The sequence below is a fragment of the Companilactobacillus bobalius genome, from assembly GCF_002179915.1.
In the GTDB taxonomy this organism is placed as follows: Bacteria; Bacillota; Bacilli; order Lactobacillales; family Lactobacillaceae; genus Companilactobacillus; species Companilactobacillus bobalius.
On the sequence record NZ_MYFM01000003.1, the window covers coordinates 126,274 to 152,871 of the forward strand.

Sequence of the window (26,598 nt, forward strand, 5' to 3'; positions counted from 1 at the left end):
GTCCTTGATGTATAGGATTTCTAATAGGGTATTTTAGAACAAAAAAAACAGGGACCGAAGTCTCTGTTTTTTATTTATCAAATAATTATTTGATTGAAGGTGTACCGAACCATTGGATACGTTCCTTAGTTGTTTCAGTAATAGCTTTAGCACCAGGTGCAAGCAATTTACGTGGGTCATAACCCTTTTCATCAATATCCAAGTCTTTCTTAGCTTCGATATATTCACGTGTTGCTTTAGCGAATGAAAGTTGTAATTCAGTATTAACGTTAACCTTTGAGATACCCATTGAAACAGCCTTGATGATTTGTTCCTTAGGAATACCTGAACCACCATGAAGAACAAGTGGTGTCTTGATAACATCAGCTAATTCCTTAAGACGGTCAAAGCTTAAACCTTTCCAGTTGTCAGGGTAAACACCATGAATGTTACCAATACCGACAGCAAGGTAATCAACACCTGTAGCAGCAAGAGTCTTAGCTTCTTCAACATCAGCTAATTCACCTAAACCAACGATACCATCTTCAGTACCACCGATTGAACCAACTTCAGCTTCAACAGACATGTTCTTAGCATGAGCTAATTTAACAATTTCCTTAGTCTTTTCAAGGTTTTCTGCGAATGGAAGGTCATGACCATCGAACATAACTGAGTTATATCCAACTTCGATACATTCCTTAGCAGCTTCGTAGTTACCATGATCCAAGTGCATTACAACTGGAACTGTGATACCCATTGACTTGATTGTGTCTTGTACAAGGTGTAGACATAGTTCATAACCACCCATGTACTTAGCAGCACCCATTGATGTTTGAACCAAGATAGGTGTTTGTGTTTCTTGGGCAGCAGCCAAAATTGAGCGTGTCCATTCCAAGTCGTTGATGTTAAAAGCACCAACAGCATACTTGCCTTTACGGGCGTTATTGAAAATTTCGTTACCGTTTGTTAAAACCATCGATAAACCTCCATAAAATTCATTTTCGAATACATTGATAATTCTAACTCAAAATGGTAGAAATTAATACTTTTTTTAACAAACTATTTCTGTAAACCCATTAATGGATGTGAAAATAGATGTAAAACGCTATCATATAAAGGATAAGCAGGCCAATTAAAATGAACCACCAATATTTTTTACTGGTGGATTTGATGAAGGTGTTATAAATTGCCATGACGATGAAGAAGGCAATTAAGGTTGTTAAAATACTGAGGACTATTAGTATTGGAATATTAATCATAATATCTATATTATACGCAAAAACTTTCAGAAAACGATATCCTATGAAACAAACGTGTCTACCTATATTAATAAAGTTATCTTTGATATACTGTAGGTAATTTATTGAGGTGATAATTTTGGATAAAATTAAAGTTATGACGGTCTTTGGTACCAGACCCGAAGCAATTAAAATGGCACCCTTAGTTTTAAAATTAAAGCAAAATAGTGATCGTTTCGATACTGTGACAGTAGTTACAGCTCAACATCGTGAAATGTTAGACTCAGTGCTTGAAATTTTTAAGATCAAGCCTGATTATGACTTAAATATCATGAAGGAACGTCAAACACTTAGTGGTATCACTGGTTTAGTTTTGAAGGAACTAGATAGTATCATTGAAAAAGAAAAACCTGATATTGTACTAGTTCATGGTGATACAACAACTACATTCAGTGCCGCTTTGTCAGCCTTCTATCATCAAACACGTATTGGACATGTTGAAGCCGGTTTGAGAACTTGGAATAAGTATTCACCATGGCCAGAAGAAATGAATCGTCAAATGACTGATGATTTAACTGATCTATACTTTGCTCCAACTGATGAAAGTAAAGCTAACTTGTTGAAGGAAAATCATCATGGCGAAAATATCTTTGTAACTGGTAACACAGCTATCGATGCTTTGAAGAGCACCGTTCACAAAGATTATCATCATGATATCTTAGATGTAATTGATCCAGACAAGAAAATGATTTTAATCACAATGCATCGTCGTGAAAACCAAGGTGAACCAATGAAAGAAGTCTTCAGAGCAATGCGTAAAGTTGTTGCTAAGCATGATGACATTGAATTAGTTTACCCAGTACATTTGAACCCAGTCGTTCAACAAACTGCTAAAGAAATTCTAGGTGGGGTAGATAGAATTCATTTGATCGAACCATTAGATGTAGTCGACTTCCATAATTTAGCATCAAGAAGTTACTTTATTATGACAGATTCCGGTGGTGTTCAAGAAGAAGCCCCATCATTAGGAAAACCAGTCCTAGTTTTACGTGACACAACAGAACGTCCTGAAGGTGTAAAAGCTGGAACTTTGAAGTTAGTTGGTACAGACGCTGAAGTAGTTGAGAGAGAAATGACACGTTTAATCACTGACAACGCTGAATACGATCGTATGGCAAATGCCAAAAACCCATACGGTGACGGTAAAGCTTCCGAACGTATTTTGGATGCAATGAGCTATTACTTCAAACAAACAACAGAGAAACCAGACGAATTTAAATAAACGGTGAGAAATATTCTCAAGTTCAATTGTAACTAGATGCCAACTAATGTGGATGAATATGCCGTCGTCCGCAAAAAATCTGTGGGCCCACAGATTTTTTACTACCGACTAATTCTTTGATTCCAATGTTATCGGTGGTTTAAGGCATTAATTCTACATAATTAATAAAGAGTGTTCATATCAATTTGTTAAAATTGGATGAACACTCTTTTTTCTTTTAAAAATATTATAAAAAATTTCTTTACAATTATGGTTAATATAGGACTCCCGTGGGCCAAGTTGAGCTAGATAATTTTATGCTTGGATAGAATTGAGGTAACGTTTATTTAAATTGATGTTGTTATTTTTGTTTTAAAAATTTAGAAAGTAATAATGAATAGAGAAGTTTACCAGTCTGGAGTAAAAGCTGTGCCCACGGCGTTCCACCGCCTTTTCAACTTTTGCGGAAGACGAAATATTTAGTCAAACAAAAAAGAATCGAATTAAATTTCATTTCGACTCTTTCGACGTGCTTTTAAATTTTTAATACGATCAATCAAATGACGATTTTGATAATTGAAAATTAACTTCGATGAGAAGTAATTAAATAGCCCAACAATCAATTGATCAATAGCTTTGATAATCAAGTTATTCCAAGGAAAAATGAAAACCGCTACGACCATGAAAATATCATCAAAGATCAGTGAGAAGATACGTGAAACAAGGAAGAACATTCCTTCTTTAAATAGTTTCTTCAGGTTTTCCATTTCAGATTTGAAAACATATAATTTCGTTACAAAGAATGAAAAGAAGTTGGAGATAAACCAAGCAATAGTATTAGCAATCCACAAGGTAATATGGAAATAGTTATGCGATAGATCGAAAATTCCGATATTTAATAGTGATGCTAAAAAACCAAAGAGACAGTAAACTCCAAAATTACGGTATTTTTTTAAGAAGTCCATTTTTAAAGATCCATTTCTTGTGCCTTTTTAAAGATTTGTTCAGCAAAATTGTCGAGGTTATCGATATCTTCTTGTTCTGGTCCTAACTCGACTTTGACAGAGTCAGCTCCACGAGTAGCACCAGTTTTTTGAAATACTTTATCGAATTCTTCTACGGCTCGGCAGAAATCCTCATAGAAAGTGTCACCTGAACCACAGACACCGTATACTTTTCCAGTTAAGTCAAGGTCTTGCATGTCATCGTAGAAGTCCAATGCTTCATCTGGCACGACACCTTGGTCATAAGTATAGCTAGCGATAATGCAGATATCAGAATCCTCAAAGTCGGCTACATCTGTTTGAGAAACTTCGCTCATATCAACATCACAACCTAAATCCTCGAACTTTTCAGTTAGGACATAGGCGATATCTTCATCATTACCAGTAATGCTAGCAAAAACAATTTTTACTTTTGTCATAATTGTCGCCTCATTATTTAATCTTTAGATATTATAGCAAAAATTAATATCACGGGCTATCTAATTCCGAAACCCTCTAATGTTATAATGAAACTAACATATTTTTGAAGGGACATGTTATAAAGTGATTACATTAAAATCTGCAAGAGAAATCGAAGGAATGAGAAAGTCTGGAGAATTGCTTGCTAATACACATATTGGTTTACGTGACATTATTAAACCAGGAATTTCTTCAATGGAAATTGAAAATTTTGCTAACGACTATATCGTTTCACACGGTGGTCGTCCATCAGAAAAGGGTTTTGAAGGCTACAAGTATGCAACTTGTGTCTGTGTTAATGATGAAGTTGCCCACGGTATTCCTCGTAAGAACCTTATTTTAAAGAGCGGTGACGTTCTAAAAGTAGATATGACCGTTAACTTAAATGGTTATGAAAGTGATTCTTGCTGGACATATGCAGTTGGAGATTTGTCAGCTGAAGATCAAAAATTAATGGATGTAACACACAAGGCTCTATACTTGGGAATTGATCAAGCTGTAGTTGGCAATCGTCTTGGTGATATTGGTTATGCTATCCAACATTATGTTGAAGATGAAAATCATATGGGCGATGTCCGTGACTTGATTGGTCATGGTATTCAACCAACCATGCATGAAGCTCCAAACGTTCCTCATTATGGCGAACCAGGACAAGGTTTGCGTTTACGTGAAGGAATGACAATTACTATTGAACCAATGGTTAACCTTGGAACGTGGGAAATTAAAGATAAGTTTGTTAAAGCTGATGGCTGGGAATATTTTGTTTCTGCCGATGGAACTGATTCAGCACAATATGAACATACCATTGCCATTACCAAAGATGGTCCTAAGATCTTGACTTCTCAAGATCCAGAATATGATGCTAAATACTTACTTTAAAATAGTGAGGATAAATAATGGAAGAAGAAAAGCAACAAATACCACTGTTTAGGCAATCGATAACTAAAAAGCAGAAGTTATTTGGCTTTGTTAAATATGTTACTCAAGCGATGAGTGATTCTAATGTCCCCATGGCTTCCAAAGCAATCACATATTATATTTTGTTGTCGTTGTTTCCAGCGGTAATTGTTGTGGGAAATTTAATCCCATTATTACATTTGGATAAACCGACAGTTATTAGTTATATCGAGTTTATTTTGCCTGATGATTTGCATCATTATTTTTTACCCACGATAGTAAAAGTCTTGTCTAATTCCAACAAAGGCGTCTTGTCAGTTGGTATTGTCGTATCCTTATGGGCAATTTCACGTGGATTGAATATTGCTCAAATGACGATGAATGAGGCCTATGGACTAGATATTAATAATCTATTTGCTGAACAAACTTTTGTAAATTATGTTATTCGTCGGACGTTAGCCTTTTTAATGACGCTAATGTTATTAGTGATTGGTGTGATGGCGATTGTAACGTTTACATTTGGACAAATATTTTTAAATTGGCTAGTTCCATTGCTACGTATAAAGTCAACACTTTTAGATGTCTTTATGCGTTGGAAATGGCCCTTTGCTATTGTTATAATATTGATGATCGTTTTTGCTTTGTATTATTTTTTACCTAATATCCATCTTAAGTTTTATTACATAATAACCGGATCAATTATTACTAGTGTTGGTTTACTAGGATTATCGCAATTGTTCTCTTACTATCTAAAATATTTTGGATCGGCTTGGGACAATTACGGTGCAATTGGTGCCATTATTGTGTTTTTACTGTGGGTGAATATGTCAGTAACAATCTTTTTATTTGGAAATGCCGTTAACGTCGGTTTTGCCGAAGCATACGGCGGTCCATTTTTAAGAAGAAATACTGGTAAGTTAACTAGTTATCTGAAATCGCACGAAAAGGAGAATAATTGATGAAAGTTAGAAAAGCAATTATACCAGCAGCAGGATTAGGAACAAGATTTTTACCAGCAACAAAGGCTTTAGCTAAGGAAATGTTACCAATTGTTGATAAGCCAACAATTCAATTTATCGTTGAGGAAGCTAAGGCTTCAGGTATCGAAGATATTTTGATTATTACTGGTAAGAATAAGCGTTCTATTGAAGATCACTTTGATGCCGTACCAGAATTGGAACAAAATCTTCAAGCAAAGAACAAGACAGAATTATTGAAAGTTGTTCAAGACACAACTAATTTGGGTGTTAACTTGTACTACAGTCGTCAAGCTCATCCAAATGGTTTAGGAGATGCTGTTGCTCAAGCACGTTCATTTATTGGTGACGAACCATTCGTTGTTATGTTGGGTGACGATTTAATGAAGGATAAGGTTCCTTTGACAAAGCAATTGATTAACGACTATGACAAGACACATGCTTCAACTCTAGCTGTTATGCGAGTACCAGAAAGAGATGTTTCTAAGTATGGTGTTATTGATCCTGAAGGCGAAACAGCCCCTGGACTATATAATGTTAAGAAATTTGTTGAAAAGCCAAAGACTGAAGATGCTCCAAGTAATCTAGCTATTATTGGACGTTATCTTTTGACACCAGAAATCTTTGATTTACTAGCAACTCAAAAACCAGGTGCTGGTAACGAAATTCAATTGACTGATGCAATTGATCGTATGAATAAGACACAACGTGTGTTTGCTCATGAATTCAAGGGTCAAAGATATGATGTTGGTAACAAATTTGGCTATGTTAAGACAAATATTGAATATGGTTTGACTCATCCTGAAGTTGAAAGTGAGTTAAAACCATACATTTTGGATCTTGCTAAGAAACTTCAAGCAGAAGACAAACCTGCTAGCAAGAAATCAAGTAAATAATTAACCAAGTAATAGACAGTCATTAGCGACTCTGAAACCGAAGAGTTGTTTGTGGCTGTTTTTATTATGATAAAAAATCGGAAATTCATAGTAATCTTTTTGATTTAGTAAAACTAGAAACTCCCAGTTTTTAAGACCGTGTAATTTGGTTGATGTCTTCAGAACAACCGTATCGTCAATTATTTCAATATCGACAACGGCCAACCTTTGGTCGTCATCTTCAACGAAAATGCGGTTGTTCTTTTTGAAGTCATTTAATAATAAGATTAAATCAATAGTACGCATAAGAATTCTCCACTAAATAATTGTTTTTATTGTCCAATTAAATTATTATGTAAGCTTAAGGATATTTTGGTTCTTGCTGGAAATATATTGTAGCCGATACCAACTGATATGGCTTGAGGATGCCGTCGTCCATAGAAAATCTGTGGGCCGCTGGAACGTGGTGGACACGACTTGAAGCTAATGATTTTTCATTTCGCGAAAAATCATGGATCTCTAAGCTCGGTCTTCTACTAACCTTGCTTCGCAAGCTAAGTAGAATTTCACCACTTAGGGCCCACAGATTTTCTACTACCGACTGTGTTTCTGTTTCTATTGTTATCAGTTAGAATTACGGTGGTTGGATAGTTTTTAATTCTATTTAAGTGTAGAAAGATAGAACAACACACTAGTTCAGAGCAACAAGAAAATTGGCTCAGCCATGAAATTTACCTTAGCAATTTATTGCTTAGGTAAAGGTCGAACTTGAAGATCCATAAATTTGCACAAAGTGCAAATTTATTAGCTTCCAGTCGGCCCATGGCGTTCCAGCCAAATTTTCTTGTTGTGGAGGACGGAATCATACAGTCATGCAATAAGAACCGATATCTTATCAAGTTTGAAGGGAAATAAATTATGGATCCAATTGTAATTATAGACGCAAAGAGAACTGCTATTGGTAAGTTTCGTGGTCAATATGCTAATTTGACGGCAGTTCAATTAGGAACACAATTAGTTCAAAAATTATTGGATAGGAATAAGATTGACCCTAAAAAGATTGATCAATTCATTTTTGGAAATGTATATCAAGCTGGAATGGGCCAGAACACTGCTAGACAGATTGGTTTAAACGTTGGTGGTCGAGTAGACTCGACTGCCATGACGGTTAATCAAGTTTGTGGTTCTGGAATGAAGGCCATTTACGAAGGTATCGCAGCTATTACTATGGGTAATGCAGATATCGTTGTTGCTGGTGGTGTGGAAAGTATGTCTAATGCACCTTTCTATGCTCCTAGAACTGGAAAAATGGAAGTCAGTCCTAAACTTTCTGACACATTATTCAATGATGGTCTAAATGATGCCTTCAACAATTTACCTATGGGTATAACGGCTGAAAATGTTGCTAAGAAATTCCATATCAGTCGTGAGCAACAAGATGAGTTTGCCTACAATTCTCATCAAAAGGCTCATCAAGCAGAGTCCAAATTGGCTAAGGAAATTATTCCGATTGAAGTTAATGGCGAAGAGATAACTACTGATCAGTCAATTCGTCCGACAACAACTTTGGAACAAATGGGTCAATTAAGAACTGTATTTGATAAACAAGGTACTGTTACAGCCGGAAATTCTTCACCAATCAATGACGGTGCCGCAGCGGTTATTCTGATGAAACAAAGTCGTGCAACTGAATTAGGTTTGACACCGGTAGCTGAAATTACGGGTTATACAGAAGTAGGAATTGATCCTAATTATATGGGATATGCTCCATACTATGCTGTAAATAAGTATTTTGATCGTTACAAGACTGGTTTAGATGATTTTGATCTATATGAAGTTAATGAAGCTTTTGCTTCACAAGCAGTAGCCGTTAGTCGTGATTTGAATCTACCAATGGATCGTTTGAATATTTATGGAGGAGCAATTGCCTTAGGACATCCATTAGGAGCTACAGGAGCTCGTATGATTGCTACCTTGATAAATTCGTTACAACAAGAAAAGAAGCAAACAGGTTTAGCCTCATTATGTATTGGTGGCGGCATGGGTATGGCTATGGGTATTAAACTGCTATGAAAATCTATGAAATGACGAATGAAGAAAGAATTAAGTTATTGGTTCAAACGGGTTATCTGACGACCAAACAAGCTGAATTGTTGCAGAATCGTCAAACCATTTCTTTAGATTTGGCTAATAGTTTGAGCGAAAATCAGATTGGTAGTTTTAGTTTGCCCTATGGTTTTGCCACGGACTTTGTAGTCGATGGACAAGATTATCTTGTGCCAATGGTTATCGAGGAACCTTCTGTGATTGCTGCAGCTTCTAATGCTGCTAAACGTATCAAAAATAGTGGTGGTTTTAGAACATTCCCCAGTTCTCGAGTAGTTTATGGTCAAATCGTTTTGGAAAATTTGACAAAAACCGATATTGAAACCTTAGAAAAGAAAGATTCAGAGATATTTGAATTTGCTCAACAAGCGCATCCCAGTCTTATTAAACGAGGTGGCGGTATCGTTTCGTTGAAATTTAATCGCTACGATGATTTCTTTGAAATTGAACTCGGTATCGATACGGTTGATGCTATGGGTGCCAATATGGTTAATTCAATTTTGGAAAAGACAGCTCATAAGATTTCTAGCTTGGTTTCAGGTGATATCTTATGTAGTATTTTGTCTAATAGTGGTCAGGGACAAGTCATTACTGCTGAAGCGGCGATTGATTTTGAACAACTCAAGACGAAATCTATGTCTGGTTCTGAAGTAGCAACTAGAATCGTGAAACTAGCTGATTTTGCTAAACAGTCAGTTAAACGAGCTGTGACTCACAACAAAGGTATTATGAACGGAATTGATGCAGTTTATCTAGCTACAGGAAACGACTTCCGTGCTCAAGAAGCTGCGGCTCACAGTTTTGCCTTTGAATCTGGACAGTATCAACCGTTCAGTGAATGGCAGATCAAAGATGGGCAATTATTGGGCACTTTAAAAATGCCAATTGAACTCGGTAGCGTCGGTGGGGCAATAAGTGCTTTACCGATGGCTCAACTTAGTTTGGCAATTATGAAGATCACTAATAGTAAACAATTACAGTCAGTAGTGGCTGCAGTTGGATTGGCTAATAATTTGTCAGCTCTGAGAGCTTTAGTGACAACTGGAATTCAGGCTGGTCATATGGGACTACAGAGTAAGTCATTAGCGGTTTCGGCTGGTGCCAGTGGTTCTGAAATTGATGAAGTTTCGAAACAATTAAATCAAACAAAAAATTATACAATTGAAAATGCAAAGAATATTTTAATGGAATTAAGAGGTAAATAATGGATATAGGTATTGATAAAATAGGCGTTTACGTTCCTAAAAATTATATCGACATTGTTGAACTAGCTAAAGCTAGGGATGTTGATCCTAATAAATTTACAATTGGTATTGGACAAGACAAACAAGCTGTTCCACAACCTTACGAGGATGTGGTAACTATGGCTGCTAATTCAGCTGATAGTATTTTAACCACCGAAGATAAAAAGGCCTTAGGTTTACTAATTGTCGGAACAGAAAGCAGTATCGATGAGTCTAAATCATCGGCAGCTTTTTTGATGGATCTATTAGATTTACCAGAAGATATCCGTTCTTTTGAAATTAAGCAGGCTTGTTATGGAGCCACAGCTGGACTACAAACAGCGGTTGATTTTGTCAGTCAAAATCCTGATAAAAAAGCACTAGTTATTGCTAGTGATATTGCTCGTTATGGTATCAAGACTCCTGGTGAAGTAACTCAGGGTGCTGGATCAGTGGCGATGATCGTTAGTCAAAATCCACGTGTTTTGAAATTGACTCGCAAATCAGTTTACATGACTCGTAATGTGGGTGATTTCTGGCGTCCAACATTCTCCAAGACGGCTTTTGCCCGTGGTAAATTCTCTAATGAAGTATATGTCGATTTCTTCAATACTTTATGGAAAAAATATCAAGATAAGTATTCAGCCACAATTGATGACTTCTCAACTTTATTATTCCATATTCCTTATACGAAGATGGGTACAAAAGCTTTAAGAACTTTGGAAGGCAAGATTTCAGATGTCAAGTACGCAAAATTGACAGAACACTATCAAGCTAGTATCAAATTCAGCCGTGAAGTAGGGAATCTTTATACTGGTTCACTTTACTTAGGACTGTTGTCTTATTTGATTAATGCTGCTCAAGCCAATGAAGAATTATTATTATTCAGTTACGGTTCAGGTGCTGTTGGTGAATTATATAGTGGCGAAATTCAAGCTGGTTTTGATAAGGTTATTGATCAAAGTGGCATTTTAGAAATGCTTGATAATCGTCAAAAAATGAGCATTGCAGATTACGAAAAGATGTATCAAGTTGAGTATCAAGATGGAACAATTGTTGATCCCCAAGCAGTTAATAGCAAGTTCTATTTGAGTGAAATTAAAGAGAATGAACGACTCTATAAAAAGTTAAAGTAAGGTATTGCAAACGCTTACTTAAGATGCTATATTAAAGACGTGGTAAAGATGAAATGTCAGGAACTGTAGCCCTAAAAGATTTTGAATGAGAAAGTTTTATCGTTTCTAGGGGATGGTAGGATTAGTCAAAAACAAAGGAAAATTAGAGTAATACAGTTCAACGGCATTTTTGGAACTAGCGACAAAAGTTAACATAAAATCGACCTTTTAAGTAGTCGCGCAAGCTCAATACGTGGTTCGCTAGGATCCATTAGTTGAACAAAATATATTTATAGTAAGATATGTTTCAGGTAGTAAGATTCATTTATTTAAATAGATTCAATTTAAAAGTTGATGAAACTGCAGTAAATTTCGTCTTACCACTCATATCTAACTTAAGAGTTCTCCACAAGTGAGAACTCTTTTTTTGCGTTCAGAATTTAATGACGTAGTGTCTAAATTTTCCAGAGTTATTTATTGTAAACGCTTACGAAATGAGTTATATTATAGACGTGGTAAAGATGAAGTGTCAGGAACTGCAGCCCTAAAAGTTTTTGATTTAGAAAGTTTTATCTGTTACAAGATAGGATCAGTAAAGAACAAATAGAAAGTTAGAGTCAGTGCAGTTTAAGGACATTCTTGGAACTAGCGACAAAAGTTAACATAAGATCGACCTAATTAGTTAGTCGCGCAAGCTCAATACATGGTTCGCTAGGATCCATTAGTTGAACAAAAGAATTACATATTTAGATAGTAAGATATGTTTTAAAAGTAGTAAGATTCATTGAATATTGATGAAAACTGCAGTAGATTTCATCTTACCACTTATATCTAACTAGAGGGCTCTCCACAAGTGAGAGCTCTTTTTTTATTATCTAATTAGACATCTTGGCAAAAATGGTTATAAGGAAGGCTAAATCAATGAGGGTTCAGCCTTTTTATGTGGACTAATTTCTTGGACAATTAACTTCAAAATAATAGAATATCCTTAAACCAAAAAAAGGATTTGATACAAATGGATCAAGTATATCGTAGAAGTTTAACTTTAGCTTTTATCCTACTGGACTTTTATATCTGGATTACAGGTGGCGTGATCAGTTCAATTATTGCCTTTGTTTTTGGAATAATTATTCTCTTTAGTAGAATCTTGAGCAACTGAAAAGGAGAGGGCATTATGTTAAAAAAATTAGTTAATATTTTCTTCAGCGCTCTTTTGGGAATTGCTACTATTATTGTTGTAACAGCTCCATTAATCTATTCCATCTTAGCCTTTGTGGTGGGGATGGTATTACTCGTTTGGAAAGTTCTTAAATTCGATGAAAGAACACATCGGCTTAGTAAAAATTGAAAACAAAAAAGGTACCTCCAAAATGGAGATACCCGATTAAATCTATCTGATTAACCTAAAACTTGAACAGTAACGTTTTGACGTCCAAATTGTAATGCTTGTGAGTTAGGCATAGCAATATCAAGTTGGTTAGGATTGCTGTAAGCGAAGAGGCCAGTATCGTTAACTACACGATCGTAAGTCTTGCCATTAGCAGTAATTCTTAAATGTGTTCCACGAGGGAATTTTGATAAGTTAGCAGCAACGCCACTGTAACCCATGTTTGAACCAAGAACAACGGGATCATAAGCTGTAGCTGACATTGTTAGAGTTTGTTTAACATTGTCAGTTGACATGTACTTTCCGTTGATCCATTGACTACGGCCAACATCGTACCATGTGTTACCAGTTGAATCAGTTTTACTTGCGTAAACATGAACCATAGTATGTCCAGTAGCTACATTACCTGTAAAATTGCCGTTAGGGGCATCATAAAGGTTAACACCACCTGCAACATTAATATACATATCTTTGCTTAGAGAAACAGCTGGAGCTTCTGTAGAAATATCGTTAGCAGAGATCCATTCGTTTGCACCTACTTCGTAATAAACAGCTCCATCAACGTTCATAGTCTTGTCGATTCTCCAAGCTGTTTTGTTACCAAGCATAGAACTAGCTCTAGTAACACCGTTTTGTGATTGTGTGTAAATACCGGCACCATTAGCGTTAGTTACATAAACAACACCACTAGCACTAGCTGTTGTTGTTGCAGCACTAACAGTTTGTGTTTGAGTACTGATTCCGATTAAAGCAAGTGTAGTTACGGTAAATACTGATGCTACGAATTTTTTGATCTTCATATAAAATAATTCCCCCGAGTAAATCTTGTGTTTGTTTTTATTTAATGTGTGCTATTTTCTCAACGGAATTAATAATATAACGTCTAGACCGACAAATGTTGAATATAACTTAACTGTAAATTAGTTATAATTTGACTGTAAAGTTAATGTAACTAAACTGAAACAATTATATGTCAAATTTTTACAAAAAAATTACAAGTATTTGCGAATCTCTTCTAACATACTATCGATATTGTTAACAACAACACCGTTCATTTTGATTAAACCAATAGTGTAATTGTTGATATAGGCAAAAGGATTCTCACCGATAGATCCTACAGCCTTAAGCTTTTCAGGATTCTCGACGCCGTGTTGACGTAGGTCAGTATAGACACCAATAATAGGAATTTCTTTTCCATATGCCAAACCAATTTCAGAAGCCACACCGTCGTCCATCGTGTCACCATCAAGAATTGCAACAATTAAGTCGGAAGATAATAATTCTTTGTTATCTTCTTGGGCGATTTTGATAGAATCGGCGTAATTCATCTTGTCATTGATGTCACCATTTTCTTGTGGGAGATAAACTTCGATATTGGAATTCATCTTTCTGATCTTATCAACTACAACTTCGTTAAACATACGGTCAGCTAAAGCAAAAAGACCATTTGCAAAATATATTTTCATTAAAAAATCCTTCTTTCTATTATTATATGCTCTGTAATATTCTATCATGCGGTTAATTTTTCACCGTAAAAAGTTTGATTTATCTGTAAACTAAGAAATATACCATTATTTAGCTTGGATTTTAATTCAATAATAGAAAAATTATTTTATAAATTTGTAGATTCCTTACTGGTGGCTTAAATATACAATATAAGTACATGCGAGAGAGCAAAATAATTGTTCTAACTTCTGACTTATTATCACCCTCGGATAATCTGTCGAAGGTAACATGTGTACTATCAAAACACTGTTTTCCCTAATTACCAGTAGTGTACTAATTTGCTCTAATATTAATGTTACAGTTCACCCTTCGATACTGCACTTTAATATTGAGAATCTCAAACATATAATATTCCATTAAAAAAGCTGTGACTTCATCAATCACAGCTTTTTTGCTATTCTACGACTTGAACCCAACCTTCAGGAGCCTCAACGGTTCCAAATTGAATTCCTGTTAAAGTTTCATATAGTTTTTTGGTAACTGGTCCGACTTCTGTTTCACTGTAGAAGACGTGTAGATTACCATTGTGTTCCAAACCACCAATAGGAGAGATGACGGCAGCGGTACCACAAGCACCAGCTTCTTTGAACTTATCTAGTTGGTCGATGTAGACGTCGCCTTCTTCTGCTCCAAGTCCCAGACGATTCTTAGCTAACCAGAGTAGGGAGTATTTAGTAATACTTGGTAAAATTGATGGTGATTTTGGCGTCAAGAAGACATCATCCTTAGTGATACCGAAGAAATTAGCTGATCCGACTTCTTCAATTTTTTCATGATTAATTGGATCTAGATAAACACAATCTGCAAAACCGTTTTTATGAGCTTCGTCACCAGGGTAGAGACTAGCGGCGTAATTTCCACCAACTTTACTTTGACCGGTACCTTTGTGGGCGGCACGGTCGTACTGTGATGTGGTGAAATTAACCGGAGTGAGTCCACCTTTGAAGTAGTTACCAACGGGCATAGCGAAAATGGTAAAGATGTATTCAGGAGCAGCGTGGACACCGATTTGGGCACCAGTACCAATAATTAAAGGGCGTAAATAAAGTGTGGCACCAGTTCCGTAAGGGGGAACAAAGTCAGAATTGGCTTTGACTACTTCTTTGACGGCTTCAACGAATTTATCTTCTGGAAAAACTGGCATCAATAGTCTTTCACAAGATTCCTTCATTCGGCTAGCATTGCGGTCGGGTCTGAATAATTGAATATGACCATCAGGAGTACGATAGGCCTTCATTCCTTCGAAAGCTGCCTGACCATAATGTAAAACAGTAGAAGCCTCGCTAATATGGAGTGTACTGTCTTCAGTTAAACCAGCATCTTGCCATGAACCGTTCTTATAATGAGCGATAAATCGATAAGGTAAGTCCATGTAATTAAATCCGAGGTTATTCCAGTCAATTGTTGTTGGATCTGCTTTTGCCATAATCAAAATCTCCTTACTAAAATTAAAATAATATTAAATAGATTAAATTCATCATAATTAATCATTTTGGAAGTGTCAATCAAGTTTAAGTGTTTTCTTTACGCGACTAGTACGAGAATGGCTACAATATAGGTTATAAGTGAGAGGAGAAATTATGAATAAAAAAAAGTTTATTTTTTCGACCGCAATGGCAATGATACTAGTGGTATTCGGTTTCTTTACCTATAGTTGTCATGCACAAGCAGTAAATTCTAAAAAATACGTTCAAGAATCAATTCCAACTATCTTTTTTCATGGTTATGGCAGTAGTTATCAAGCTGAAACTCAAATGACTGGTGCTGCTAAAGAGGCGGGAGTTACAAGAACAATCGTGAGAATCAATGTTAGTCCTAATGGTTACGCTAAAATGATTGGTTCTATACCTAAAAAGGCCAAGAACCCGATTGTTGAAGTTAATTATGATGATAATAAAATGTTGAACTATCATACGGCCGGTCTTTGGGCTAAGAATGTTATCAAAGTTTTGCAAAAGGATTATAAGTTTAAAAAAGTTAATTTAGTAGGTCATTCAATGGGGAATATGGCTATTAATTATTATATTTTGGATAATTATAGTAATAAGAAGTTGCCTAAAATTAATAAGGTAGTTGATATTGCCGGTCATTTTGACGGTATCATTGATGAAGATGATGAACCAGGACGTATTAGTTTAGATAAAAATGGTAAACCTACGCCTATGAATCAGTATTATCAGGAGTTATTGAAGTTTAGAAAGATTTATCCTACTAATACTAGAGTGTTAAATATTTTTGGTGATAAAAATGATGGTACACATTCTGATGGAGCTGTAACCAACGCTTCTTCTCAATCGTTGAGATATTTAGTTTCTGGTCGTGCCAAGTCTTATCGGGAAAAGAAGATTGTTGGTAAGATGGCTGCCCACAGTAAGCTACATGAAAATAAGCAAGTTGATAGGATTTTAATTAACTTCTTATGGAAGAAGTAGGAAAAAATTAAAAGCTGATTTGATTGTAACTAATACCAACTAATGTAGTTGAAATATGCCGTCGTCCGCAAAAAATCTGTGAGCCGCTGGAACGTGGTGGACACGACTTCAAGCTAAGTAAAAACTTCACCACTGAGGGCTCACAGATTTTTTACTACCGACTGGTTCGTTAGTTCCAATATTAGCGAGTAAAAATGCAGTATCTATATAATCCAAATAAAAATTTTAAATCAAAAGAACAGCTTCCATTAAGTATTCAAGGCATATGTTATGTACTCGAATATTTCTCAATAGAAGCTGTTCTTATTTTTTATTATTTTACTTTTTTAAATTTTCTTTTCGTTTAGCATAGTCAGCGTCCGAGATTTTTCCTTGAGCGTACTCACGATCCAAAATGTCTAGCGCACTATTTTGCCGATGGCTATTTTGATGATCATTAAATAGGTAAACAATCGCAATGAAGATCAACAAGGTAATGATTCCATAAAAGAGGAATCCTCCACCCATGAAGTCCATACCACTAAATATATGACAACCGGTTAATCCCATCATAATTGGCATCTCCTTTAAATGGAATTGTCTCAATTATAGGTAGGAGTTGAAGTTCTAACAATTATATTGCTTGCTTATTCGAAATATGGATAATCATGATCAAAGTAATGTTGCAAGCATCTAGCGTGTTGCGGATTGAATATTTCAGGTAAATTTTCTTTAGAGAAATATTTTAAATCTAAGGTTTCCTCATTCTTAGAATGGAGTTCACCTTTACAATAGTTGACTAAAAAGAAGGTTACGATGGTTTGGGCAACGTCGTTGTTGGGGTAGTGCTGAATGTGGTTAGAGGAGAGTCCTAGAAATGAATTTAATGTAACTTCAAGTCCAGTTTCTTCGCGAAATTCACGACGACAGGTACCTTCAACTGTTTCACCATATTCCATGGCACCACCGGGAAGTCCCCATTTATTCGTATCAGAACGTTTTTGCAAAAGAACTTCATTCTTATTGTTGGTTAGAATTCCTCCAGCAAAATTTAAGATAATTGGTTCATGACCAATTTTGTGTCGAATGTCCTGAATGTAATCCATTTTTATCTCCCCAATGACAAATTATTTATAAATCTTCAATTGTTGCATAGGTGGATTGTCTAAAGATGAGTTTAGTAGCTAATTCGATTCTTTTAGCAATGTGTTGCTGATTAGTTAAGAGATCCTGCATTAAATCAACTGAGGCGGCACCCATTTGATTTGTAGCAACGTCTACTGAGCTTAACTCGGGATTGACATAGCGAGAAAGAGCAGTGTTGTCGAAACTAAAGAGTTGAACTTGTTTAGGAACAGCAATGTTATTCTCTTGAAGGGCTTTTAATGCACCGGCAGCCATCAAGTCATTGGTAATGAAGAAAGCATGTGGAAAGTTTTCTTTATCCAAGGCCTTTGTCATTTGCAGATAACCAGAGTCTTTAGTGAAGTCACCCTTAAAACAATTTTGGGGATCAAATAGATTGTGTTCTTCCATAGCTGATTTGAAGGAATTAAAACGTAAATCAGGGATAGTTCTCTGATTATCTGTCGAAGTCTCTTCGCCGTATATCAAGCCGATGTCTTCGATATCTTGGTCAACAAAATAATTAATAACTTTTTGAATACCATATTTGAAATCAGTTAACACTGAATCGAACCCTTTACTGAATTGGTCATCGTCGATAAAAACAATGTTAGGGCAAATCAAGGTCATAGTTTGAACTTGTTCCTGACTGAATTTACCTACGGCAATGATACCGTCAGTGTCATTAGGAATTTCCTCAATATCGTTGTGAAAAATACGACTGATTTGGAATCCGTATTTGGGTGCCTGTTGTTCGATTCCTTCACGTACGGTCATATAGTAGAGGTCATCTTGCTCTTTAGATTCGGAATACCACTGGACTAGAGCTAAATGTTTTTGATAGTGGCTATTGGGATGATTAGCTTTTTTATAGTTAAGGTCAGTCGCAATTTTTAAAATATTGGCTCTAGTTTCATCAGTGACTGATAAAGTTAAATCATTGTTCAAAACTCGAGAGACAGTGGCTGGTGAGACACTGGCTTTTTTAGCAATATCGCGTAAGGTAGCCATTATTGAAGACTCCGAATGAATTTGTCAAAAGCAGCTTGTCCTTGAGTATTCCATTTGAAGACACCAGCATCTTCGAGAACACGACTAAAGACAAGACCTGTTTCTTTATCAACAATCTTTTCCACATTGTCAGTTGTAAATTCATATTTTTGTTTCAATTGATCTGCCCAAGTCTTATGATATTGAGCCATTTGGTTAGGTTGGTCTAATAGGTAACGTTCAACCTCTTTTAACTCAGTTTTTAGTCTAGCAGGTAAGATGGCACGTCCCATAACTTCGATTAGACCGATATTTTCCTTCTTGATATGTTGAACATCCTTGTGGGGGTGGAAAATTCCATCGGGATATTTATCAGAGGTTTGGTTGTCACGCAAGACGATATCCATAACGTAGTTTTCGTCTTTGCGATAGGCAATCGGCGTAACAGTATGATGACGAATTTCACCACTATGAGATCTAATATCAACTGATTCGTCAGAATAATTCATCCAGTGTTCATGAATCAAAGTAGCAGCCTTAACTAATTCTTCAGGATCTTTGCTTGTTAAACGAATTGTGGAAAGCGGCCATTTAACGATTCCGGCGGAAACATTATCAACATCAATTTCAATTTGACGGTCAATAGGGGCTTTCATCATTGGGAAAGTATGATGACCACCTTGATAGTGATCGTGACTAAGCATAGAACCACCGACAATTGGCAAGTCAGCGTTACTACCAACGAAGTAATTAGGGAACATTTTAATGATTTCAATCAAGTTATTGAAGGTATGTTGATTGATGATCATTGGTTTGTGAGTCGTATTTAAGAAAATAGCATGCTCTTTAAAATAGGCGTAAGGGGAATATTGGAAACCCCAAGTTTCACCACCAAGGGTAAAACGAATAACACGATGATTGCTACGAGCAGGATAACCTAAACGGCCTAAATAGCCTTCATTTTCTAGACAAAGTTGACATTTAGGGTAACCAGTTTGTTTAGCTTTGCCAGCGGCCGCAATAGCTTTAGGGTCCTTTTCAGGTTTGGATAGGTTAATAGTGATTTCGAGGTTGCCATAATCAGTTGCTACCTGGTAGGAAATATTTTTGGCGATGGCTTTAACTTTGATGTAATCATTATCTTGACTCATCTGATAGAAATATTTGATAGCATCAGTTGGGTTCTTTTGATAAAGATTCCAGAATTTATGATTAACACGTGAAGGTAGTGGGGTAACGAAGTCCATCAATTGGTCGTTAAGGATTTCCTTAGCAGTTTGACTATCTTCAATTTTTTTATTTTGAATAGCTGTTTTGATTAAGGCTTCTTTAGTATCTTCAGCTTCAAGATAATTATCGTCACCAACTAGGGCACAGATGCGATTGTATAAGTAAACATGATCCATTTCTTGATAATCGTTATCAGCATTAATTATTTGATCGACAAATTTATCGACACAAGACATTATTTTTCCACCTCGGTTATAGCAATTTCTCTAGGTCCATCAGCAATTTCAGCAATGTAAAAGTCAGCAGCATAGCCAATCTCTTCTTGATAAATTTGACCAACATTTTCTTTGAAGGCAACGATTTTATCTTTGTCAACAATGGCAATAGCACAACCACCAAAGCCAGCGCCAACCATACGGGCACCAAGAACACCGTCTTGTTTCCAAGCGGCAGCGACTAAAGTATCGAGTTCTTTACCAGTTACTTCATAGTCATAATGAAGTGAAATATGTGAAGCATTGACTAATTTACCGAATTCTTCAAGATTGTTCTCTTTAAGATAGTTGATAGCCTTGAGGGTTCTTTGGTTTTCAAAAACAGCATGACGGGCACGACGAATCAAGATGTCATCATTGATCAAATATGAGTTACGATCGAAATCGTCAATTGACAATTCACCTAATGAGTTGATATCCAATTTAGTTTGAAGCAGTTTCAAGGCTTCCTCACATTGGCTACGACGTTCATTGTATTTAGAATCGGCCAAAGTACGATGCTTGTTGGTGTTCATGATAACAATAACGTTATTGCCTAATTCAACTGGAGCATAGTGATATTCCATAGTATTAGTGTCGAGCAGGATAGCTTGATTTTCTTTACCCATTCCCACAGCAAATTGATCCATGATTCCTGAATTGACACCGATAAAGTCGTTCTCATCTTTTTGACCCATTTTTACTAAATCAAGTTGATCAATATCAAGTGAGAAGACGTCTTTGAGAATTGTTCCCATCAATAATTCAATTGAAGCAGAAGATGATAAGCCAGCACCATCAGGTAAATTACCGTGGATATAAAGATTGAAACCATGGTCTAATTTGTAACCGGTTTTAGTAATAAAATAGATCATCCCTTTAGGATAATTAGCCCAATCGTCGTCTTTGTTAAATTTGAGGTCGTCAAGTGAGAATGAAATAATACCTTTGTCAGGTAAATTCTCGGAAAACATTTGAACAGTGTTGTCATCACGTTTACCGTAAGCTGCATATGTTCCTAAACTGATAGCGCAGGGGAAGACATTTCCTCCATTGTAGTCAGTGTGTTCACCAATTAAGTTGATACGGCCAGGTGAGAAAAACAATTTTTCAGCTGTTTGGTTAAATTTATCTGCAAATCCTTGTAAAATTTCGTTAGTATTCATGATTGATCCTCCATTTAGTAAATGTTTACTTAACAAAAATGATAGCGCTTTCCAATAACTAAAACAACCCTATAGATTTAAAAAATATAATAAAATGTTATTATTATATGCATGAATACAAAGTCACTTGAAAAAGAGGAAAAATATGAAAACGGCAGTTGTAACTGATACAGCATCGTACTTAACACCTGAGCAAATCAAGCAATACAACATCACCGTCTTGCCAATCACGGTTATTTTGGGGAATAAGCAATACAAAGAAACAGAAGAATTAACGGATCAAGAGTTTTATGATTATTTGCGTAATGAACCAGAATTACCAACAACAGCTCAAGTTTCGATGGGACAGATCCAAGAAGCTTATGATCGTTTGGTATCAGAAGGTTATGACACAATTATCTCAATTCACTTATCATTAGGAATTACTTCATTTATGGACAACTTACGTATGTTCGTGAAGGATTATGATAATGCTAAAGTTTACCCATTTGATTCAATGGCTGCCAGTGCCGCCGAAGCTGATTTAGTTATGTTAGCTGGTTCAATGGCACAAAAGGGAGAAGATCCTGAAAAAATCGTTGCTAAAATGGAAGAATTACGTGATTCAACCGATATTTATTTTGCAGTTAATGACTTGAAACATTTGAGTCGTACTGGCCGTTTAAGTAATCGTTCCGCTATTATTGGTAGTTTATTAGACGTTAAACCATTGTTAACTTTTAAAGATGGTAAAATTTTTGCAATTGGTAAGGAAAGAACCATGCATCGAGCTTTCCGTGTAATTGCATTAGAGATACAAAAATATGCAGATGCACATCCAGACTGGAAGTTGCACATCACAGTAGTTGATTCTAATAATCGTGAAATGCTAGAGAAGTGGAGCAATGATTTCCAAAATAACTTCCCTGACGCACGAATTTCAACAAGTCATTTAGGACCTGCTATCAGTGTACATACTGGTGAAAAAACTATGGGTGTCGTTTGGGATAGGGATTTGTTAGATGAAAACTAGAATTATGCTTTACGTCGATGACGTTGATATGAACGTTGAATTTTGGGTCGAAGAGTTTGGAGCTAAAGTAGTAGCACGTCAAACTTTAAATGGTGGCTACCAAAATGTTATCGTAGGGATTTCTGCGGAAACCGAGCTATCGATTTTTCCTAAAGATTACGTCAGAATTTATTCACCAGAAGTAGATGAGACAGTACCATCATTGATGTTCTTCTCTAATCGATTCAATGAGCTACATGATGATTTATTAAGTGCAGGGGAAGTCTCTGAAGTTAATGGTGTGTTGACTTTTAACTTCCAAGATCCTGAAGGTAATTATTTTGTTGTTGCTAGAGAAGAGGACTAATAGATAGATGTTCGATTGCCGTCCTCCACAACAAGTTCGATTGGTCTGGGACGCTGATTTGAGCCAATTGAAGTTCACAATTGTCTCAAATACAGGTCTTTTTCTAGGTGGGAAAAGCACCTACCAAGAAAAATTTCACGGCTGAGACCAATCGGACTTGTTGTTCCGGACTAGTGTGTTGTTCTTAATTAGGGGTTAGGATAGATTTTGGTTAGACAATATAATCTGCTGGTTACTTCGAATAATTTAGAAATTTAAAATAGTATTCATTTAGAACAGGCGTGTATAATTGCGTTTCTAAATGGGTACTATTGTTTTTTTTGCTGAAAATTTAGAAAATAATAAATAGAGTTGTTTATTAGTCTGGAGTAAAAGTTGAAAATGCGGTCAGCTGTGAAATCATTGTTAGCGGCTTTGCCGGTTACAATGAGGCTGATCTTGAAGATCCAAAATCTCGCACGAAGTGTGAGATTTTTAGCTCCAAGTCACGCCCACAGCGTTCCACCAGCATTTTCAACTTTTGCGGAAGACGGCAGTTTAACACTAAAACCAACCTTCAATGAAGCACTTTTACCTGATAGGCAAGTTAGACGACCGCTTGAAAGGAGAATGGACTTTCTCATCTTGTTAAGTGTTATAACATGGTCAATCAAGTTAGGGATGACTATTATGAAACAAGATAATTTACAATTGATCAAGGCCGGAAGTACTTCAGTTATTAATGCCTTAGGTGAAACCATTTTTTCATTCTCATTGTCTTTAAAGCTATTGAAGGTAACTGGTTCAGCTTTAGGATATGGTACTAGCTTATTCATCGGTCCAATTGTTGGACTAGCTTTGGCACCTATCATTGGAAAAATAATTGATAAATATTCTCATAAACGATTAGCTTTGATTTCTGAAGCTTTGTTGATTGCTTCGTTGTTACTATATCTATTGGCCTATTCAATGGGGACTAATATTTTGTATACGGCCATCGTAGTTGTTTGTGCCATGAATATTTTTGGCCGATTATTCTCCATTACTTATTTATCCTCAACACCACAAATTGTTAGTAAAAAATCTATTCAACGTCTCAACTCAATTCAGACAACGGGAGTGTCTATGGCTAGTATTGTAGCTGCACCTTTAGCAGGTTTTCTGTTTGGAGTCGTACCATTTACTTGGATTATTCTGGTAGAAATTTTTACAGAGGGTCTGACGCTACTAGTCACTTGGAGTACGCATTTTAAGCAAATAACAGTTGAAAAGACGGTTACTGGTGATGATGAAAAGATTGATTTGGTTAAAGTTTTAAAGGGTCAACCACAATTAGTTGTTTTGACTGTAATCGCAATGGTATTGAATTTAGCTGGTATTTCCTTACAAATTGGAATTCCTTATGTTTTGATTCATATCCTCAAGTATTCAACTGTCGTCAGTGGTAATGTTCAAGGTATTTTGTCATTTGGAGTTTTCTTAGGCGGAATTATTATTACGATTGTTGAAATTAAAGATGTCTTTAAATTTGAAAAGGTAACTTATTGGATCTCAGTGGTTGAACTTCTTTTACTAGGATTCTTAATTAAGCTTGTTCCACAGTATACCTTGGCAATCTTTGTTGTGATTGAATTTGTCTCTGGTTTTGTAGGAGCAATTTCTGATCCACCAGTCTTTACGTATGTACAAGAGATTATTCCTGAAAAAGCCTTGGGACGAGTCAATACTTTGATGTACACTATGGTTCAAATTCTAAATCCAATTGGTGTCTTGATTTATAGCGCAGCCTTTGCAGCTATTGATTATCGGGTACTATATTTGGTCAATGGATTGATTGCGGCTGTTTTGGTAGCGTTATTGTTTACGCAATTTAAAAATCCACAAAAAAATGCCTAATTTATTTAGGCATTTTTTATATGATTCATGAAGGGTTAAACATTTGCGGCAGCGGAATAATTTGCAGCTAATTCTGTCAAAGCTACGATGTCATCGCCAGATTTGACGTCTGTTTTATTCAATTTATCCACGTCGCCGTAGGACATTGTGTTGGTTACGACAATCATAACTGTGGGATCATAACCAGCTGTTTGGATTTTTTCAATATCAAAGGTACCAAGCAAATCACCTTTTTTAACAGTATCGCCTTGTTTAACGTTAGATGTGAAGTATTGTCCTTTAAGATCAACGGTGTCGATTCCTAAATGAATAAGAACTTCGGCACCATCATTGGTCTTAATGCCGTAAGCATGTTTTGTAGCATAAGCAACGGTAACTGTTCCATCGGCTACAGCGTAAACATTGTTATCAGTGGGTTTGATGGCAGCACCTTTACCCATAATTTCAGCGGAGAAGACTTGATCATTAACATCTTTTAATTGAATCAATTCACCAGATACGGGAGCGGCAATTAGTTCATCAGCTACAGCAACAGTATCATTATCGGCTTTTTCAACTGGTTTAGCAGTTGTTACTTTGTCGAACTTGATTCCGTAAAGATATGTAAGAGTAAAACCTAAAGCAATACTGATTAAGATACTGATGAAGAATGGTAGGTAATACTTAGGTGGGAAAGAAATGAATCCGATGATACCAGCGGCACCTAAAGCACTAGATAGAACATGGAAGATACCAATAAAGATAGAGGCAATTCCGGAAGCAATCATGGCACAGATGAATGGGTAACGTAATTTCAAGTTAACACCGAAGATAGCTGGTTCTGTGATACCTAATAGAGCTGACAATCCAGCTGATGATGCCAAACCTTTTTGTTTCTTGTCTTTAGAAAGGAAGAAGACAGCTAGACAGGCAGCACCTTGAGCCGCATTGGCCATAGAAGCGATTGGGAAGAAGAAATCTCCACCGGTTTTAGCAATGTTAGTCAGTAATTGTGTTTCGATAGCAGGGAAACTTTGATGAAGTCCGGTAATAACGATAGGTGAGTAAAAGGTACCAAAGATAGCAGTACCAACGAATCCAGTTGCGTTATACATCCAAACGATACCGTTAGTTAAACCATCGGAGACAATTCTCATGATAGGTCCAACACCGATAAATGTTAGTAGACCAGTTACGATTACCGCAAGTAGTGGGGTAAAGATAAAGTCTAAAGTTGCGGGCATATGCTTATGTAGCCATTTTTCAATAGTAGCTAAGATCCAAGCAACTGCTAGAACTGGTAAAACTTGACCTTGATATCCGGCTTGAGCAACTTTTAAACCAAAGACATTCCAATAAGTCATCTTGCCAGCAGCCATAACGTTAGCAACATCGTAGCCGTTGACCAAAGCGGGCATAACCATTGCCATACCAATAGCTGCACCAAGATAAGGATTACCGCCAAAACGTTTAGTAGCTGAGAAACCAATTAATACAGGCATGAAAGTGAATGGAGCTGAAGCCAAAAGATTAATTAATTCAGCAACACCTTTCATTCCAGGATACATTTGAACAACTGATTGAGCACCAAAGAGGTTAGGGGATGTTAAGACGTTATTCAAAGCCATCAACAAACCACCAGCAACAAGGGCTGGAATTAATGGAACAAAAATATCGGAAAGAAGTTTAACAAAGGCCATGATGGGATTGGCCTTTTTGCCATTAGTGGCTAAATTCTTAAGGTCATCAGGGGTTACTGTTTTAAGACCTGTCTTTTGAATTAAGAAGTCATAAACTTTGTCGACATCACCAGGCCCAATGATGATTTGATATTGACCATTGATACTGAAAGTACCTTTGACATCGTCATCGGTATCTAATCCCTTTTGATCGATTTTCTTTTCATCTTTAACAACTAATCTTAATCGAGTCGCACAGTGAGCCGCCGCAATTAAATTATCACGTCCCACATATTTCAGTACTCGATCCGCAACTTGTTCATGATTCATAGTAATTTCCTCCTAAAATATATGTAAGCGTTTCGATACTTTAATAATACATGGTTTTTATAAATTGTCAAACGTTTAGCAATTCATAATTGCTTTATATTTTTGTAAGCGATTAATATACTGCTATACATAAATAAATGTAAATGTTATACGATTGACAATTTTAAACAAAAT

At 36.1% G+C, this 26,598-nt stretch carries 26 protein-coding genes; 13 read left to right on the top strand and 13 right to left on the bottom strand.

From position 1 onward, the window contains the following. Positions 1-85: 85 nt before the first annotated feature. On the bottom strand, positions 86-955 hold the full coding sequence (gene fba / locus LKACC16343_RS05715) for a class II fructose-1,6-bisphosphate aldolase (protein WP_056953709.1): 870 nt from the start codon (positions 953-955) through the stop codon (positions 86-88). Positions 956-1,356: 401 nt separating this feature from the next. Here fba and wecB point away from each other — a divergent pair, with 401 nt between their 5' ends. Continuing rightward, on the top strand, positions 1,357-2,499 hold the full coding sequence (gene wecB / locus LKACC16343_RS05720) for a non-hydrolyzing UDP-N-acetylglucosamine 2-epimerase (RefSeq protein ID WP_087721271.1): 1,143 nt from the start codon (positions 1,357-1,359) through the stop codon (positions 2,497-2,499). Between the two features lie 482 nt (positions 2,500-2,981). Here wecB and LKACC16343_RS05725 read toward each other — a convergent pair whose 3' ends face one another. Then, the gene (locus tag LKACC16343_RS05725) at positions 2,982-3,443 is read right to left on the bottom strand and encodes a GtrA family protein (protein WP_056953711.1); all 462 of its coding nucleotides are present in this window, start codon (positions 3,441-3,443) and stop codon (positions 2,982-2,984) included. A gap of 2 nt (positions 3,444-3,445) precedes the next feature. Next, positions 3,446-3,901: a flavodoxin gene (locus LKACC16343_RS05730; protein WP_056953713.1), complete on the bottom strand. Its 456-nt coding sequence runs from the start codon at positions 3,899-3,901 to the stop codon at positions 3,446-3,448. A 124-nt stretch (positions 3,902-4,025) separates the two neighbouring features. Between LKACC16343_RS05730 and map the strand changes: the two genes are divergently transcribed. Genes map through galU form a run of 3 tightly spaced genes read left to right on the top strand, consistent with a single transcriptional unit; the run spans position 4,026 to position 6,711 of the window. Continuing rightward, on the top strand, positions 4,026-4,820 hold the full coding sequence (map, locus tag LKACC16343_RS05735) for a type I methionyl aminopeptidase (RefSeq protein ID WP_025084677.1): 795 nt from the start codon (positions 4,026-4,028) through the stop codon (positions 4,818-4,820). Between the two features lie 17 nt (positions 4,821-4,837). Next, the gene (locus LKACC16343_RS05740) at positions 4,838-5,797 is read left to right on the top strand and encodes a YihY/virulence factor BrkB family protein (RefSeq protein WP_234032533.1); all 960 of its coding nucleotides are present in this window, start codon (positions 4,838-4,840) and stop codon (positions 5,795-5,797) included. Then, a complete protein-coding gene (gene galU / locus LKACC16343_RS05745) occupies positions 5,797-6,711 on the top strand; it encodes a UTP--glucose-1-phosphate uridylyltransferase GalU (protein ID WP_056953717.1) in 915 nt (304 codons plus the stop codon). The genes LKACC16343_RS05740 and galU overlap by 1 nt, the downstream gene beginning before the upstream one ends. Here the strand turns inward: galU and LKACC16343_RS05750 are convergent, their stop codons facing one another. Continuing rightward, complete coding sequence (locus LKACC16343_RS05750) at positions 6,712-6,996, bottom strand: hypothetical protein (protein ID WP_056953719.1); 285 nt, start codon at positions 6,994-6,996, stop codon at positions 6,712-6,714. Between the two features lie 612 nt (positions 6,997-7,608). On the opposite strand from LKACC16343_RS05750, the gene LKACC16343_RS05755 reads away from it, so the two are divergent. From LKACC16343_RS05755 to LKACC16343_RS14305, 5 genes are all read left to right on the top strand, one after another. Next, a complete protein-coding gene (locus tag LKACC16343_RS05755) occupies positions 7,609-8,763 on the top strand; it encodes a thiolase family protein (protein ID WP_056953721.1) in 1,155 nt (384 codons plus the stop codon). Next, on the top strand, positions 8,760-10,001 hold the full coding sequence (locus LKACC16343_RS05760; protein ID WP_056953723.1) for a hydroxymethylglutaryl-CoA reductase, degradative: 1,242 nt from the start codon (positions 8,760-8,762) through the stop codon (positions 9,999-10,001). The genes LKACC16343_RS05755 and LKACC16343_RS05760 overlap by 4 nt, the downstream gene beginning before the upstream one ends. Further along, entirely contained in the window at positions 10,001-11,155 is a 1,155-nt protein-coding gene (locus LKACC16343_RS05765; protein WP_056953725.1) for a hydroxymethylglutaryl-CoA synthase, read from the top strand. Before LKACC16343_RS05760 ends, LKACC16343_RS05765 begins: the two co-directional genes overlap by 1 nt. Positions 11,156-12,149: 994 nt before the next feature. Further along, complete coding sequence (locus LKACC16343_RS14300) at positions 12,150-12,293, top strand: hypothetical protein (RefSeq protein WP_156638768.1); 144 nt, start codon at positions 12,150-12,152, stop codon at positions 12,291-12,293. A 15-nt stretch (positions 12,294-12,308) separates the two neighbouring features. Then, the gene (locus LKACC16343_RS14305) at positions 12,309-12,482 is read left to right on the top strand and encodes a hypothetical protein (protein ID WP_156638769.1); all 174 of its coding nucleotides are present in this window, start codon (positions 12,309-12,311) and stop codon (positions 12,480-12,482) included. A 50-nt stretch (positions 12,483-12,532) separates the two neighbouring features. Here LKACC16343_RS14305 and LKACC16343_RS05770 read toward each other — a convergent pair whose 3' ends face one another. From LKACC16343_RS05770 to LKACC16343_RS05780, 3 genes are all read right to left on the bottom strand, one after another. Then, positions 12,533-13,321, bottom strand: a complete 789-nt coding sequence (locus LKACC16343_RS05770; protein WP_056953727.1) for an RlpA-like double-psi beta-barrel domain-containing protein — start codon at positions 13,319-13,321, stop codon at positions 12,533-12,535. 192 nt (positions 13,322-13,513) lie between these two features. Continuing rightward, entirely contained in the window at positions 13,514-13,987 is a 474-nt protein-coding gene (locus LKACC16343_RS05775; protein WP_056953729.1) for a nucleoside 2-deoxyribosyltransferase, read from the bottom strand. A gap of 434 nt (positions 13,988-14,421) precedes the next feature. After that, positions 14,422-15,453 carry a branched-chain amino acid aminotransferase gene (locus LKACC16343_RS05780; protein WP_056953731.1) on the bottom strand — a complete coding sequence of 344 codons (1,032 nt, stop codon included), beginning with the start codon at positions 15,451-15,453 and terminating at the stop codon, positions 14,422-14,424. 154 nt (positions 15,454-15,607) lie between these two features. Between LKACC16343_RS05780 and LKACC16343_RS05785 the strand changes: the two genes are divergently transcribed. Beyond that, complete coding sequence (locus tag LKACC16343_RS05785; protein ID WP_056953733.1) at positions 15,608-16,459, top strand: alpha/beta hydrolase; 852 nt, start codon at positions 15,608-15,610, stop codon at positions 16,457-16,459. Positions 16,460-16,777: 318 nt separating this feature from the next. Here LKACC16343_RS05785 and LKACC16343_RS05790 read toward each other — a convergent pair whose 3' ends face one another. The 5 genes from LKACC16343_RS05790 to LKACC16343_RS05810 all read right to left on the bottom strand — a co-directional run bounded on the left by LKACC16343_RS05790 (position 16,778) and on the right by LKACC16343_RS05810 (position 21,203). After that, positions 16,778-17,011: an SHOCT domain-containing protein gene (locus LKACC16343_RS05790; protein ID WP_056953735.1), complete on the bottom strand. Its 234-nt coding sequence runs from the start codon at positions 17,009-17,011 to the stop codon at positions 16,778-16,780. A gap of 74 nt (positions 17,012-17,085) precedes the next feature. Then, positions 17,086-17,550: an NUDIX hydrolase gene (locus tag LKACC16343_RS05795; protein WP_087721272.1), complete on the bottom strand. Its 465-nt coding sequence runs from the start codon at positions 17,548-17,550 to the stop codon at positions 17,086-17,088. Between the two features lie 19 nt (positions 17,551-17,569). Continuing rightward, a complete protein-coding gene (locus LKACC16343_RS05800; RefSeq protein WP_056953738.1) occupies positions 17,570-18,577 on the bottom strand; it encodes a LacI family DNA-binding transcriptional regulator in 1,008 nt (335 codons plus the stop codon). Then, positions 18,574-20,019 (bottom strand): UDP-glucose--hexose-1-phosphate uridylyltransferase, encoded by a 1,446-nt coding sequence (locus tag LKACC16343_RS05805; RefSeq protein WP_056953740.1) that lies wholly within the window; start codon positions 20,017-20,019, stop codon positions 18,574-18,576. The genes LKACC16343_RS05800 and LKACC16343_RS05805 overlap by 4 nt, the downstream gene beginning before the upstream one ends. Further along, on the bottom strand, positions 20,019-21,203 hold the full coding sequence (locus LKACC16343_RS05810; protein WP_056953742.1) for a galactokinase: 1,185 nt from the start codon (positions 21,201-21,203) through the stop codon (positions 20,019-20,021). Before LKACC16343_RS05810 ends, LKACC16343_RS05805 begins: the two co-directional genes overlap by 1 nt. 145 nt (positions 21,204-21,348) lie before the next feature. Between LKACC16343_RS05810 and LKACC16343_RS05815 the strand changes: the two genes are divergently transcribed. The 3 genes from LKACC16343_RS05815 (at position 21,349) to LKACC16343_RS05825 (ending at position 24,436) form a co-directional block, all read left to right on the top strand. Beyond that, the gene (locus LKACC16343_RS05815) at positions 21,349-22,215 is read left to right on the top strand and encodes a DegV family protein (protein ID WP_056953744.1); all 867 of its coding nucleotides are present in this window, start codon (positions 21,349-21,351) and stop codon (positions 22,213-22,215) included. Then, positions 22,205-22,561: a VOC family protein gene (locus tag LKACC16343_RS05820; protein ID WP_056953746.1), complete on the top strand. Its 357-nt coding sequence runs from the start codon at positions 22,205-22,207 to the stop codon at positions 22,559-22,561. The genes LKACC16343_RS05815 and LKACC16343_RS05820 overlap by 11 nt, the downstream gene beginning before the upstream one ends. 381 nt (positions 22,562-22,942) lie before the next feature. Next, positions 22,943-24,436 carry an MFS transporter gene (locus tag LKACC16343_RS05825; RefSeq protein WP_256970558.1) on the top strand — a complete coding sequence of 498 codons (1,494 nt, stop codon included), beginning with the start codon at positions 22,943-22,945 and terminating at the stop codon, positions 24,434-24,436. A 35-nt stretch (positions 24,437-24,471) separates the two neighbouring features. On the opposite strand, the gene LKACC16343_RS05830 is transcribed toward LKACC16343_RS05825, so the two are convergent. Then, positions 24,472-26,424 (bottom strand): sucrose-specific PTS transporter subunit IIBC, encoded by a 1,953-nt coding sequence (locus LKACC16343_RS05830; RefSeq protein WP_056953750.1) that lies wholly within the window; start codon positions 26,422-26,424, stop codon positions 24,472-24,474. Positions 26,425-26,598: the final 174 nt, after the last annotated feature.